Source organism: Stenotrophomonas sp. A3_2, from assembly GCF_036624925.1.
GTDB lineage: Bacteria > Pseudomonadota > Gammaproteobacteria > Xanthomonadales > Xanthomonadaceae > Stenotrophomonas > Stenotrophomonas hibiscicola.
In genome coordinates, this window is the sequence record NZ_JAZKVY010000194.1 from 66,412 (window position 1) to 80,217 (window position 13,806).

General features: G+C 66.6%; 13 protein-coding genes. 6 read left to right on the forward strand and 7 right to left on the reverse strand.

Features of this window, described 5'->3' with window-relative positions:
• Window positions 1-9: 9 nt before the first annotated feature.
• Window positions 10-1,065 carry a suppressor of fused domain protein gene (locus R5H29_RS05910; RefSeq protein WP_332328916.1) on the forward strand — a complete coding sequence of 352 codons (1,056 nt, stop codon included), beginning with the start codon at window positions 10-12 and terminating at the stop codon, window positions 1,063-1,065.
• A 93-nt stretch (window positions 1,066-1,158) separates the two neighbouring features.
• Here the strand turns inward: R5H29_RS05910 and R5H29_RS05915 are convergent, their stop codons facing one another.
• The 5 genes from R5H29_RS05915 to R5H29_RS05935 all read right to left on the reverse strand — a co-directional run bounded on the left by R5H29_RS05915 (window position 1,159) and on the right by R5H29_RS05935 (window position 6,605).
• Window positions 1,159-1,770, reverse strand: a complete 612-nt coding sequence (locus R5H29_RS05915) for a glutathione S-transferase N-terminal domain-containing protein (protein ID WP_019659563.1) — start codon at window positions 1,768-1,770, stop codon at window positions 1,159-1,161.
• A gap of 84 nt (window positions 1,771-1,854) precedes the next feature.
• Window positions 1,855-2,313 carry a cell wall hydrolase gene (locus tag R5H29_RS05920; protein WP_004154513.1) on the reverse strand — a complete coding sequence of 153 codons (459 nt, stop codon included), beginning with the start codon at window positions 2,311-2,313 and terminating at the stop codon, window positions 1,855-1,857.
• Between the two features lie 299 nt (window positions 2,314-2,612).
• Window positions 2,613-4,643, reverse strand: coding sequence for an NADPH-dependent 2,4-dienoyl-CoA reductase (locus R5H29_RS05925; RefSeq protein ID WP_019659562.1), 2,031 nt, complete (start codon window positions 4,641-4,643; stop codon window positions 2,613-2,615).
• A gap of 139 nt (window positions 4,644-4,782) precedes the next feature.
• On the reverse strand, window positions 4,783-5,412 hold the full coding sequence (locus R5H29_RS05930) for a YitT family protein (RefSeq protein ID WP_021202254.1): 630 nt from the start codon (window positions 5,410-5,412) through the stop codon (window positions 4,783-4,785).
• Between the two features lie 173 nt (window positions 5,413-5,585).
• Window positions 5,586-6,605 carry a zinc-binding alcohol dehydrogenase family protein gene (locus R5H29_RS05935; RefSeq protein WP_332328917.1) on the reverse strand — a complete coding sequence of 340 codons (1,020 nt, stop codon included), beginning with the start codon at window positions 6,603-6,605 and terminating at the stop codon, window positions 5,586-5,588.
• Between the two features lie 357 nt (window positions 6,606-6,962).
• Between R5H29_RS05935 and R5H29_RS05940 the strand changes: the two genes are divergently transcribed.
• The 4 genes from R5H29_RS05940 to R5H29_RS05955 all read left to right on the forward strand — a co-directional run bounded on the left by R5H29_RS05940 (window position 6,963) and on the right by R5H29_RS05955 (window position 10,031).
• The gene (locus R5H29_RS05940) at window positions 6,963-8,054 is read left to right on the forward strand and encodes an OmpA family protein (RefSeq protein WP_019659558.1); all 1,092 of its coding nucleotides are present in this window, start codon (window positions 6,963-6,965) and stop codon (window positions 8,052-8,054) included.
• A 220-nt stretch (window positions 8,055-8,274) separates the two neighbouring features.
• Window positions 8,275-8,781, forward strand: a complete 507-nt coding sequence (locus R5H29_RS05945; protein ID WP_014646073.1) for a hypothetical protein — start codon at window positions 8,275-8,277, stop codon at window positions 8,779-8,781.
• 20 nt (window positions 8,782-8,801) lie between these two features.
• Complete coding sequence (locus R5H29_RS05950) at window positions 8,802-9,611, forward strand: pseudouridine synthase (RefSeq protein WP_155029008.1); 810 nt, start codon at window positions 8,802-8,804, stop codon at window positions 9,609-9,611.
• A gap of 84 nt (window positions 9,612-9,695) precedes the next feature.
• A complete protein-coding gene (locus R5H29_RS05955; protein ID WP_019659556.1) occupies window positions 9,696-10,031 on the forward strand; it encodes a hypothetical protein in 336 nt (111 codons plus the stop codon).
• Window positions 10,032-10,149: 118 nt separating this feature from the next.
• On the opposite strand, the gene kbl is transcribed toward R5H29_RS05955, so the two are convergent.
• Entirely contained in the window at window positions 10,150-11,358 is a 1,209-nt protein-coding gene (gene kbl, locus R5H29_RS05960; protein ID WP_332328918.1) for a glycine C-acetyltransferase, read from the reverse strand.
• A 200-nt stretch (window positions 11,359-11,558) separates the two neighbouring features.
• On the opposite strand from kbl, the gene R5H29_RS05965 reads away from it, so the two are divergent.
• A complete protein-coding gene (locus tag R5H29_RS05965; protein ID WP_021202258.1) occupies window positions 11,559-12,254 on the forward strand; it encodes a TorF family putative porin in 696 nt (231 codons plus the stop codon).
• Window positions 12,255-12,374: 120 nt separating this feature from the next.
• Here the strand turns inward: R5H29_RS05965 and tdh are convergent, their stop codons facing one another.
• Window positions 12,375-13,397: an L-threonine 3-dehydrogenase gene (gene tdh / locus R5H29_RS05970; protein ID WP_026346966.1), complete on the reverse strand. Its 1,023-nt coding sequence runs from the start codon at window positions 13,395-13,397 to the stop codon at window positions 12,375-12,377.
• Window positions 13,398-13,806: the final 409 nt, after the last annotated feature.

Below are 13,806 nucleotides of genomic sequence, written 5' to 3' on the forward strand. Positions count from 1 at the left end.
GAGTCCCGCGTGCAGGACGACCACGACGACACCGATACCCCCGGCTGGGACGCGATCAATGCGGCGCTGGCGCCGCTGTATGCCGGGCAGGAGCCACGTCACTTCGGCACCGCGCTTCCGTACACGCTCGGTGGCCAGGATCCGCTCGATGGCATCAGCGTGTACTGGGCGGATGCGCCGATACCCCACTGGCACTACGTGACCTACGGCTTCTCCGAGCTGTATGCCAAGGAGAGCAGTGATGCCGCCACCAGTGGCTATGGTTTCGAGCTGACGTTCCGTCTCGCCGCCGAAGCCGCTGAGAACGCCGACAGCACGCCGCCGGTGTGGCCGATGAACCTGCTGCAGAACCTGGCGCGTTATGTGTTCGCCAGCGGCAACGTGTTCGAGGATGGCCACCATCTGAATGCCAACGGCCCGATCGCGCTGGAGACCGACACGCGGCTGTGCCATCTGGCGTTCATTGCCGACCCGCAGTTGCCGGCACGCGACACCCCCAATGGCCACCTGCAGTTCCTGCAGCTGGTCGGGCTGACCGATGAGGAGATGGAAGCGGTCAAGCGCTGGTCCACGCGCGGCGTGCTGCAGGTACTGCAGCCGGCAATGCCACTGTGGATCAGCGACCTGCACCGCGGCAACCTGCTGGAGGACCCTGCGCTGGCGGCAGAGGTGCGGGCCGGCAGCGAGCGCGAAGGCTCCAGCACCGGCATGTTGTTCATCGAGACGTTGGACTGGCGCCAGGAGGCGGGCATGACCACGCTGGTGCTTGGCGCCGGCCAGGTGGCGAGCGTGTGCGAACTGCTGCCGCTGCGCCTGCGCCACGGCAGATCGCTGGAACTGGTCAGCCGCGAGCGGCAGTGGGAGTTCGTCGCGGACGGGGGCGGTGAAGTGGCGGACGTATCCGCCGACAGCGCGCGCTGGTCACTGGACGAGGCGGGCCTGCAGGCCCTGGCAGGGGTGCACGCCGAGCGCGGGGTCTACCCGCTGGCAGGAAGGTTGCGTATCGAGGTGGTGCCGACCTACTTGCGCGATGCCAAGGGGGAAGTGATCCGCCAGATCGGCTGATCGCGCCAATGAAATCGAGGGGGGCGGAGCCGCCTGGTAGCCGATGGGGTCAGATCCGTTCGCCACGCGAACGGCTCTGACCCCGGGTCATGGTCAGGCCAGCCCTTCGGCCTTCAATGCGGCCTGCACGCCGGCATCGGCGTCCATGCGCGCCTTGTAGGCGGCCAGGTTGTCCAGGCCCGACAGGTCGACCTTGGTACCGGCGGCCCAGCGCAGGGTGATGTAGAAGTACGGGTCGGCGAAGCTGCGGAAGCCGGCCAGCCATGGCTTGTCGGCCAGCTGCCTGTCAGCGGTCTCGAACAGGCCACGCAGGCGCTTGTGCGCGGCGGCGCGGATCGCATCGAACTGGCTCTCGTCGGCGATGAACTTGCCCGGCGCGAACAGCGGCGAGAAGGCCGGATGCACGTCGGAATTGACGAAGGCCAGCCAGCGGGTGGCTTCGGCGCGCTGGCGCGGGCTGCCGTCACCGCCGAGGCCGGCCTGCGGGAAGCGATCGGCGATATAGCCCATGATCGCGGCGTTCTGCAGCAGCACGAAGTCGCCGTCGACCAGCGCGGGCACCGCACCGGCCGGATTGATCTTGAGGAATTCCGGACCCTTCAGGGTGTCCTTGTTCAGCAGTTCAACCTCGAACGGCTGGCCGGTCCACTGCAGGGCGATGTGGTCGGCGGTGGAACAGGCACCGGGCTTGCTGTACAGCTTCATGGGAACTCCAGGTGATGCGGGCGGGAAACGCCCACTATCCCAGAGCCTGCCGGCAGGCGGCAACGCTGCCGCCGGCACGGATCGTTACGACTGCCGCGGCTTGAGGTTCTGCACCTTATAGAAGGTGTGATCGCCGATGGTGGCCACCTGGTAGGCATTGCGCCAGTTCGGGCTGGCGATGGACAGCGCGGCGAAGTGGCTGGCACCGGGCACGATCTCGCGGCGCTCGCCGGCCGGCAGCGCCCAGTTGCGCTCGGCGTCGAAAGCGACGTTCATCGCCTCGCTCCACGCCGCGTCATTGCCCAGCTGGGTGCCGGGGGAGACGATGGTCGGTGCGAACTGCTTGCGCGCGGTGACGACCTGGCACATCGAGTCGCCCCACAGGCCGCTGTCAAGGCGACGCAGGGCGACCTCGGCGACGGCCTGCTGGCCGCGCAGGGTCTGGTCGCGGGCTTCCAGGTAAACGGTGGTGCTCAGACACAGTGAATCAGCGGCCGGCTGCGGCAACAACTGCGACAGCCAGAGAATCCAGGCCAGTTTCATATAACTCCTTGCTCCGTATGGGCCGCACCTTCCGGTTCCGGCCGCGGGGGCGACAGGAGGCGGGGTACGACTTGGCGTCATGGGGAGGCGGCCATCGGGGCCGCCCCGTGGGCAGCCCCAAAAAGAATCGATCAGTACTGATCGGTGGGGCCACGCCAGCTCACCGGAAACTGGCTGGTGAGCGGAAAGATGGCGCAAGGTAGGGGGGAATAGCCGAACGCATCGTGAACCGCCCGGCTTGACATTCAGGTTCGACGGAGGTGACGGAAATCACACTCCGTCCCCCATTCAGGCGCTCATCAGAGCGTGGCGGCCACCCGGCTGCCCTGGTCGATTGCCCGCTTCGCGTCCAGTTCGGCGGCCACGTCGGCACCGCCGATCAGCTGCGCGTTGATGCCGGCGGCCTGCAGTTCGGCCTGCAATGCGCGGTTCGGTTCCTGCCCGGCGCAGATCACCACATGGTCTACCGGCAGCAACTGTTCGCTGCCTTCCACGCGGATGCGCAGGCCTTGATCGTCCACGCCCAGGTACTCGACGCCACCGAGCATGCGCACGCCCTTGGCCTTCAGTGTGGCGCGGTGGATCCAACCGGTGGTCTTGCCCAGTCGCGCGCCGGGCTTGCCGGCGCTGCGCTGCAGCAGCCACAGGCGCCGCGGTGACGGCTCGACCTCGGGCCGGCCCAGCGAGCCGCGTGCCTCGAAGCTGGCGTCTACGCCCCATTCGGCCATCCAGCGCTGCGGGTCCAGCGACGGCGACTCGCCAGCGTGGCTGAGGAATTCGCCGACGTCGAAGCCGATGCCGCCGGCGCCGATGATCGCGGCAGTGGCGCCCACTTCGACGCGGCCCAGCAGTACGTCCAGATAACTGACCACCTTGGCGTGGTCGGCGCCGGGGAAGCTGACCTTGCGCGGGGTGATGCCGGTGGCCAGCACCACCTCGTCGAAGCCGGCCAGGCTGGACGCGTCGGCGCGGGTGTTCAGGCGCAGCTGCACGCCGGTTTCGGCCAGCTTGTGGCGGAAATAGCGCAGGGTTTCGTGGAACTCTTCCTTGCCGGGGATGCGCTTGGCCACGTTGAACTGGCCGCCGATCTCATCGTGGGCATCGAACAGGGTGACCTGGTGGCCACGCTGGGCCGCGACAGTGGCACAGGCCAGGCCGGCCGGGCCGGCACCGACCACGGCAACCTTCTTCGGCGCGGGGGTGGGGCGATAGACCAGTTCGGTCTCGTGCGCGGCGCGCGGATTGACCAGGCAGCTGGCCAGCTTGTTCTCGAACACGTGGTCCAGGCAGGCCTGGTTGCAGGCGATGCAGGTATTGATCGCTTCCGCGCGGCCTGCACGGGCCTTGTTGGGCCATTGCGGGTCGGCCAGCAGCGGACGTGCCAGCGACACCATGTCGGCGCCGCCGCCGGCGAGGATGCGTTCGGCGACGTCGGGCATGTTGATGCGGTTGGTCGCCACCAGCGGCAGCGTCACATGCGGTTTCAGTTTGGCGGTGACACCGGCGAAGGCCGCACGCGGCACCGAGGTGGCGATGGTCGGAATGCGCGCCTCGTGCCAGCCGATGCCGGAATTGATGATCGTCGCGCCAGCCGCCTCGATGGCCTGCGCCTGCTGCACGATCTCGTCCCAGTTGCTGCCGTCGTCCACCAGGTCGACCAGCGACAGGCGGTAGATGATGATGAAGTCCGGGCCGCAGGCCTCGCGGATGCGGCGCACGATCTCCACTGCAAAGCGCATGCGTTGGTTGGCGTCGCCACCCCAGCGGTCGGAGCGCTTGTTGGTGCGCGGGGCAATGAACTCGTTGATGAGGTAGCCCTCCGAGCCCATCACCTCCACCCCGTCGTAGCCGGCCTCGCGGGCCAGCTTCGCGCTGCGCGCGTAGTCGGCGATATGCCGCTCGACGCCACTGGCCGACAGCGCGCGCGGGGTGAACGGGTTGATCGGCGCCTTCAGCTTCGACGGTGCCACCGACAGCGGGTGATAGGCATAGCGGCCGGCGTGCAGCAGCTGCAGGCAGATCTTCGCGCCGTGCTGGTGCGCGGCGGCGGTGAGCTGCCGGTGCGGGCGTACCTCCCAGGGCCAGGACAACTTGCCGCCAAAGGGCTTCAGCCAGCCCACCACGTTCGGTGCGAAGCCGCCGGTGACGATCAGGCCAACGCCGCCCTCGGCGCGTTCGGCGAAGTAGGCCGCCAACCTTGGGAAGTCGCGGGCGCGATCTTCCAGTCCGGTGTGCATCGAGCCCATCAGGACGCGGTTGCGCAGCTGGGTGAAGCCCAGATCCAGCGGGGCGAACAGATGGGGATAGGCGCTTTCGTTGGCTGGCGACATGGTCGATACGCTTGCGTACGGAAGCGCGAAGCGTGCCGCGAAATGGCGGCCGGGGCAAGGGCCGCTGGATCGCGCCTGCAGCGCTGCCCCCGAACTCGGGGGGCGATAGTGCCGGCCGCTGGCCGGCATTCGGGTCAACTCAGGGCGATTGTGGTTGTCGGCCTGCGGTCGGCACGACCGGGCGGCGGCCGATCCCGAACCAGCCCAGGGTGACGCCGCACAGCGGGCCGATTAGCAGGGCGAAGGCGAGAGTGCCGAGGCCGACGTTGCCGCCCAGCCACCAGCCCAGCAGCAGCACGCTGCCTTCGATGAGGCTGCGCACCTTCCAGATCGCCCAGCCGGTGCGGGCATGCAGGCCGGTCATGAGGCCATCGCGTGGACCCGGGCCGAGGCGGGCGCCGATGTACAGGCCGGTGGCCAATGCCACCAGCAGCATGCCCGCGCAGAACATCGTCAGTTGCCAGCCAAGGCCGACGGCCGGCGGCAGCAGCCACAGCCCGAACTGCGCGGAGGGACCGATCAGCATCACGTTGAGCACGGTGCCGACGCCCGGCTTCTGCCGCAGCGGCCACCACAGCAGCAGCACCAGTGCGCCAATCACATTGGTGGCTAGGCCAAACGAGAGCGGGGTCTGCGCGGCGATGCCCTGTGACAGCACATCCCACGGCGCCACGCCGATGGCGGCACGGATCATCAGCGAAGCACCAAAGCCGTACAGGAACAGGCCGGTGATCAGTTGCAGCAGGCGCAGGGGCAGGGCGGTGGGCACGGTGGGCTCGGGGGAGAGGAATCTGTTTCCACCGTAATCCCGATTCAGTCACTTCAATAGATACAGATGCCGACCAATCCGCCGCTACAGGCGGAATCTGTAGAGCCGAGCCCATGCTCGGCTGCTTTGCCTGGCACCACCAGCCGAGCATGGGCTCGGCTCTACATGACGCTTCAGTCGTCCCAGCCCACCAGTGCCAGCTTGCCCACCGTGCGTCCGCTGGCCAGGCGCTGATGCGCAATGTCCAGATTTGCCGCATTGATCGTGCCCAGTGACTCACTGAGCGTGCCGCGCAGCTGGCCAGCATCGATCATGCTGGCGGCGCGGCTGAGGATGCGGTGCTGTTCGATGCGGTCGGCGGTGGCAAAGCGCGAGCGCGCGAACATGAATTCCCAGTGGATGCCGATGCACTTGGCCTTGTAGGGATCGCCGATGCGCAGCGGGCCACGTGGCTCGACGATCAGCCCGACATGTCCCTGCGGCGCCAGCAGCTGGCCCAGCTCATCCCAGTACTGGTCGGTGTCGGCCAGGTTGAGTGCGACCTGCACCGCGTCGATGCCGAGCGCATGCAGCTGGGCCTGGAGCGGCTGCCGGTGATCAATCACGTGCCGGGCACCCATCTGCCGGCACCAGTCGGCCGAGGCTTCGCGCGACGCAGTGGCGATCACCTCGAAACCCGCATGGCGGGCCAGCTGGATCGCCATCGAGCCGACGCCGCCCGCACCGCCGATCACCAGCAGGTTCTGGCCGGCGTGGCGGCAATCATCCAGCCGCAGGGGCATGCGCTCGAACAGCAGTTCCCAGGCAGTGAGCGTGGTCAGCGGCAGTGCCGCGGCCTCGGCGAAATCCAGCGTCGTGGGTTTGCGCGCGACCAGACGTTCGTCCACCCATTGGTACTGCGCGTTGCACCCCGGGCGGGTGACATCACCGGCGTAATAGACCTCATCACCGGACGCGAACAGGCTGGCCTCGTCGCCGATCGCCTCCACTACGCCGGCCGCGTCCCAGCCAAGGATGCGAGGTGCCTGGAGCGTGGCTGGATCCGTGCTGACACGCTGCTTGCCGTCGACCGGGTTGACCGAAATCGCCTCGACCCGCACCAGCAGGTCGCGCCCCCATGGAGGCAGCGGCGGAGGAAGGCGGATATCGCACAGCGCGGGGGCGGACTCACGACTCAGGGCGACGGCTTTCATCACGGCTCCGGCTGGGTTCGTGGTTCAATCATAAGGTTCCTCACCTTTTCGCAGAGACGCTGAACTGCTCATCGCAGCGCGCTGCGCAATGTGTCGTTTCCAACGCCTAAACCCCGTCAAACCCTTGCAGCGTGAGGGTCTTGCGGATTTTCATCATCCTGTATAGGGTTTCAACGTCGGACCGATGGACGGTCGGGCGCAACACTTCACATGTTACGGGACTGTTAACATGGCCTTCACCCGCCTGAGCATAATGTTCGCGGCGGTGGCGTGCTGAATCGGCTGTCGTACATCGACGCACTTGTGCTGGCCCATGCCTCTACCGGTTTCATACCCCCGAAATAGGAGCTGTACTCAATGAACAAGAAGATCCTTACTGCCGCGCTGCTGGGCGGCCTGGCTTTCGCCCAGGCAGCTTCGGCGCAGGAGTTCGATGACCGCTGGTACCTGACCGGTTCGGCCGGCTTCAACTTCCAGGACAGCGACCGTCTGACCAATGATGCTCCGTTCGTGACCCTGGGCCTGGGCAAGTTCATCAGCCCGAACTGGTCGCTGGACGGTGAGCTGAACTATCAGAACCCGAACTTCGATTCGAACAAGGACCTGAACTGGTCGCAGTACGGCGTCTCGCTGGACCTGCGTCGCCACTTCATCAAGGAAGGCCGCGGCTGGAACCCGTACATCGTCGGTGGCCTGGGCTACCAGAAGTCGGAAGAAGAGTACCCGGCGCTGAATGCCAACGGTCCGCGCCAGCGTAAGGACGGCAACGTTGCCGCCAAGCTGGGCGTCGGCCTGCAGACCACCTTCGAAAAGCGCGTTGCTGTCCGCGCCGAAGTGGCTTACCGCGCTGACTTCGACGACCAGAGCGTTGCCGCTCCGAACGAAGACTGGTTCGGTGACGTGCTGGCTTCGGTCGGCGTCGTGATCCCGCTGGGCCCGGCTCCGGTCGCGGCTGCTCCGGCTCCGGCTCCGGTTGCCCCGAGCTGCGCCGATCTGGACGACGACGGTGACGGCGTCAACAACTGCGACGACAAGTGCCCGAACTCGCAGCCGGGTCAGACCATCGGTCCGGACGGTTGCCCGGTGCCGGTCTCCATCGACCTGAAGGGCGTCAACTTCGACTTCGACAAGTCGAACCTGCGTCCGGACGCCGTGGCGATCCTGAGCGAAGCCACCGAGATCCTGAAGCGTTACCCGGATCTGCGCGTTGAAGTTGCCGGTCACACCGACTCGAAGGGTACCGACGCTTACAACCAGAAGCTGTCGGAGCGTCGCGCCACCGCCGTGTACAACTACCTGACCAAGAACGGCGTTGACGCCGGTCGCCTGGTCGGCCCGATCGGCTACGGCGAGAGCCGTCCGATTGCTCCGAACACCAACCCGGATGGTTCGGACAACCCGGAAGGTCGCGCCAAGAACCGTCGTACCGAGCTGAACGTCCAGAACTAAGTTCTGACGCTCTGCCAGTAGGACACAGCAGGACCCGGCTTCGGCCGGGTCTTGTTGTTTCTGCGGCACTCAATCCAGGCATCTGGTGGTCTGCAAGTAACCGTTCGTCGGGTTTTTATCCTTAAAACCAATGAGTTGCCGTATTCATTGAAAGTGGCGCTTGAAAGCTGTCGCGGCATTGCTAAACTCGCCGCGTCCCTTCCTTTCCTGGATGCCCCTCATGCTGCGCTCTGCATCGGCCGCCTTCCTGGCGCTGGCCCTGGTTCCCGCCGCCCACGCTGCGGTCGATTGCTCGGTCAACACCAGCGCCTCGCCGCTGCCGTTGCCGGCCACGACCATCGCGCCGGTTGCCGACGAGCTGTACATCCGTGGCAACCAGCTGGGCATGCCGGCCGGTGTGCTGAGCAGCAACTACGATCCGTCGCAGTCGCTGGACCAGGTGCTGCAGCGCCTGCGCATCGACGGCTGCCAGAACATCGCCAAGGCCATCCCTAGCGCACCGGCGGTGAAGCCGAACGATCCGGCGGCCTACAAGCCGCAGACCGAATTCGACAACACGCCCTGGCGCTTCGACATGAGCCAGAACGGCAAGCGCATGACCGCCGAAGAGTTCGACGCCTGGATGAAGGCGCGCGGTGTGCGCGTGGTCAAGGCGCGTCCGGCCCCGGCCGCCACGCCGGCGGCGGCTGAAGCACCGGCTGAGACCAAGCCGGTCGACAAGAAATAAGCACCGCGGGGAGCAGAGGCTTGCGCACGCGCCGCCCACCTGCTGCCCCCGCTGCCCGCTCCCACGCACCGCGTGGGCGTGCGACTTCCGCTGCCGCTTCCGCCGGTGTCCGCCATGGCCTGGCGCGCATACTGTCCAAGGCCGGCGTGTGCTCGCGCAGCGAGGCCGCGCGCTGGATTGCCGAAGGCCGCGTACGCGTGTCCGGCCGGATCGTGCGCGACCCGGAATTTCCGATTGGCCAGCCGGTGCCGCCGATCGAGGTCGATGGCCAGCCCATGGGCGCGCCACAGCGCCTGTACCTGATGCTCAACAAACCGCGCGGGGTAGTGACCACCGCGCAGGACGAGCGCGGCCGCGACACCGTCTACCGCTGTTTCGATGGCGCGGGGCTGCCGTGGATCGCGCCGGTCGGGCGCCTGGACAAGGCCAGTGAAGGGCTGTTGCTGTTCAGCAACGATCCGCAGTGGGCGGCGCGCCTGACCGACCCGCAGACCGGGCCGGACAAGACCTACCACGTGCAGGTTGATGGCCTGCCCGATGACGCCACGCTGGCGGCACTGCGGGCCGGCCTGGAGGACGAGGGCGAGTTCCTCGCCGCCCGTGCCGTGCGCGTACTGCGCAGTGGCGACAAGACCGCATGGCTGGAGGTGGTCCTCGACGAGGGCCGCAATCGCCATATCCGCCGCCTGTTGGCGGCCTTCGACCTGCAGGTGCTGCGCCTGGTCCGGGTCGCGATCGGCGGGCTGCAGCTCGGCGATCTCGGCAAGGGCCAGTGGCGGGTCCTGCAGGTCAGCGACCAGCAGCGGCTGGGGGCCGCTGCACCGGGCTGATCATCGCCCGTGGCCGGCGTTTGCCGGCCGCCGTTCCAGGCGTAGGGGGCGCCTGGCTGTCGAATATCCCGAACGGAGCCTGCCATGTACCACCTGACCCTCAATCAAACCCTGCGCTGCGCAGGCCTGCTTCTGCCGATGGTGCTGCTGAGCGCCTGTGGTGGCCACAAGAAGGTGGCCAAGGCGGAAACGCCGGCCGAGACCCCGGTGGTGGAAGTGAAGACCCCGGAGCTGGATGGTCGCGGCAGTTACCGCTTCCTGATGAGCAACGGCGACAAGAAGATGACCGCCGATGAGTTCGATGCCTGGATGAAGGCCAACGGTATCCGCGTAGCCAAGGGCAATGGCCAGGATGCCGCCGCCAAGCCGGTGGTGGTGGCCAGCAAGGACGAGCCGAAGGGCAAGAAGAAAAAGAAGTGACGCGCGTCGCGCGTCATTTCGGTAGCGCCGGGCCGTGCCCGGCGAGCGCATGGCGCGGCTTTCGGGAAATCGCCGGGCATGGCCCGGCGCTACCCCTGGGGATCCGACCCCGGTGCGGTCAGCCCTTGACCACGCCCAGTTCGACGCCGATGCGCGTGAATGCATCGATCGCGCGGTCCAGATGCTCGCGGCTGTGCGCGGCGCTGATCTGGGTGCGGATGCGCGCCTGGCCCTTGGGTACCACCGGGAAGAAGAAACCGATCGCGTAGATGCCTTCTTCGAGCAGGCGCTCGGCGAGCTTCTGTGCCAGCGGCGCGTCGTACAGCATCACCGGGCTGATCGGATGTACGCCCGGCTTCACGTCGAAACCGGCCGCGGTCATTTTTTCGCGGAAGTAGGCGGTGTTCTCGGCCAGCGTGCTGCGCAGGTCGTCGGCGGCGGCCAGCATTTCGAATGCCTTGATGCCTGCGGCCACCACGTGCGGCGGCAGCGAGTTGGAGAACAGGTACGGGCGCGAGCGCTGGCGCAGCAGTTCGATCACTTCGGCGCTGGCGCAGGTGAAGCCGCCAAGTGCGCCACCCATGGCCTTGCCCAGGGTGCCGGTGATGATGTCGATCTTCTCCAGCACGCCCTTGACCTCGGCCGAACCGCGGCCGGTGGCGCCAAGGAAACCGGTGGCGTGGCATTCGTCGATGTGCACCAGCGCGTTGTACTTCTTCGCCAGCGCAGTGATCTCGTCCAGCGGCGCGATGAAGCCGTCCATCGAGAACACGCCGTCGGTGGTGATCAGCTTGGTCTTGCAGCCGGCGGCATCGGCGGCCTGCAGCTGGGCTTCCAGGTCGGCCATGTCGCAGTTGGCGTAGCGGAAACGCTTGGCCTTGCACAGGCGCACGCCGTCGATGATCGACGCATGGTTCAGTGCGTCGGAAATGATCGCGTCATTCTCGCCAAGCAGTGGCTCGAACAGGCCGCCATTGGCATCGAAGCAGGCCGCGTACAGGATGGTGTCCTGCTTGCCGAAGAAATCGGCGATCTGCTTCTCCAGCTGCTTGTGCAGGTCCTGGGTGCCGCAGATGAAGCGCACCGACGCCATGCCGAAGCCGTGGCTGTCCAGCGCGTCCTTGGCGGCCTGGATCAGGTCCGGGTGGTCGGCCAGGCCCAGATAGTTGTTGGCACAGAAATTCAGCACCGTGCGGCCGTCGTCGAGGGTGATCTCGGCCGACTGCGGGCTGGTGATGATCCGCTCGGACTTGAACAGGCCCTGGGCTCGGATGGCGTCCAGTTCCTCGGCGTAGTGGCGGGTCAGGGCGGAGGAGGGGTCGGTCATGGCGTGGGCACGGTTCTGAGCGGGGAAACCGCTGATTCTACCGGGCATCGCCGCTTGCCAACCGGCGCAGTTGCGGCGTCACCAGAGCGGACACATGTTGCATCGCAATAGCAAACGGGTTAAAAATTCGTGAACCGGCGCTGTCCCGCTCCGGCCGCCCCGCCTTCCGCGCCACGCCACCGCCCCCACCGGAGACGCTCATGAAGCACGCCCGTGCCTGCCTCGCCATTGCCGCTGCCCTGTCCATGGCCGCCCCGTTCACCGCCAGTGCCCAGGAAGACGAATCGCCGTACAGCTGGAACGTCACCGCCGTTTCCGATTACCTGTTCCGTGGTGTCTCACAGACCGACGAAAAGCCGACCCTGCAGGCGGGGTTCACCTACACCTCGCCGGTCGGCCTGTATGCCGGTGTCTGGGGTTCGGGCGTCGACTTCGGTCCGGGCGACCCGAGCACCGAGGTCGACTACCAGATTGGCTATGGCGTTGACGTCACGCCCCGCGTCAATTTCGACGCCCTGCTGAACCGCTACACCTACCTCGGTGCCAGCGAGCTGAACTACAACGAGCTGATCACCACCACCACGCTGGATGAGACCTACAAGCTGACGGTGGCCTACACCAACGATGTCTGGAACAGCAGCACCGATGGCTGGTACTTCGGCCTGGGCGGCAGCTGGGGCCTGCCGAAAGACTTCACCCTGAATGCCAACGTCGGTCGCAGCACCTTCGAGGACGGCATCGCCAAGGACTACACCGACTGGAACGTCGGCGTCGCGCGCCAGTTCGGCCTGTTCAACGTCGGCCTGGGCTACTACGGCACCGATGGCAACGGCCGTGACAACTCCGGCAAGCTGGCCCACAGCCGGGTGATGCTGAGCGTGGCCGTCGGCAAGTAACGCCACAGGCGTTACGGCAGGTGCCAGGCTTGCCTGGCACGCATTGCGAAAAAGGCGCCCATCGGGCGCCTTTTTCATTCCGGTGACGCCGGGCATGGCCCGGCGCTACCGTGGGGCGGATCAGTTCCAGCTCAATACCACTTTGCCGGCCTTGCCTTCTTCCATCAGGTCGAAGCCCTTCTGGAAATCGTCAATCGGCAGCTGGTGGGTCATCACCTTGCCGAGCGGGAAGCCGGACAGCACCAGCTGGGTCATCTTGTACCAGGTCTCGTACATCTTGCGGCCGTAGATGCCCTGCACGGTCAGGCCCTTGAAGATGATCTTGTCCCAGTCGCAGCCGGCGCCCTTGGGCATGATGCCGAGCATGGCGATCTTGCCGCCGTGGTACATGCAGTCGAGCATGTCATTGAAAGCGCGCGGGTTGCCGCTCATTTCCAGGCCCACGTCGAAGCCTTCCATGTGCAGTTCCTTCATCACGTCCTTCAGCGACTGGTTGGCCACGTTGACCACGCGGGTAGCGCCCATGTCGGCGGCCAGCTTCAGGCGGAAGTCGTTGACGTCGGTCACCACTACGTTACGCGCGCCGATGTGCTTGCAGATGCCGGCGGCGATGATGCCGATCGGGCCGGCACCGGTGATCAGCACGTCCTCCCCGATCACATCGAATTCCAGCGCACAGTGCGCGGCGTTGCCGTAAGGATCGAAGAACGCGGCCAGCTCCGACGGAATCTGGTCCGGGATCGGCCACAGGTTGCTGGCCGGCATCACCATGTATTCGGCGAACGCGCCGTTGACGTTGACGCCGATGCCGACGGTGTTCGGACACAGGTGCGGGCGGCCGCCCCGGCAGTTGCGGCAATGACCGCAGACGATGTGGCCTTCGGCCGAGACGCGCTGGCCGATCTCATAGCCGGTCACTGCCGAGCCCAGCGCGGCGACGCGGCCGACGAATTCGTGGCCGATGGTCAGGCCCGGCTTGATGGTGCGCTGGCTCCACTCGTCCCACAGGTAGATGTGCAGGTCGGTGCCGCAGATCGCGGTCTTCTCCAGCTTGATCAGGACCTCGTTCGGGCCGGGGGTCGGCACCGGAACTTCTTCCAGCCAGATGCCCTTGGCCGCTTCGCGCTTGACCAGGGCCTTCATCGTTTGCTGCGCCATCGGGGTGGAACTCATCAGGGGGGAAAGCGCGGATTATAGGGTGCCGCGCGGATTTCCCATGTTGCGCTGCGGGTGCAGTGGTGGAACGAAAGGCGTGCGCCGGCGGGCGTTTCGAACGTACTGCGAACAGCGGCGCCTCCCTGATCCGGGAAAGGGGGCGTGGTCACCCTGGCCGGGACACGCAAAAGCCCATCCATGGTGCTCGATGGCGCCTTGCTCGTGCGCGCTATCCTGCGCACACGGCAAGACCGGGGTTGGGCGTCCTGCCCAACCCGCCAGTCGCATGCGCCCGGCCCATGGCACCAACGGTCCCGTCCAGGGTGACCACGCCCCCTCTGGACGATTTCCGTGTGCGCGGCCGACGTGCGCGTGGCAGAGCAAGAAGCAGGCCCAT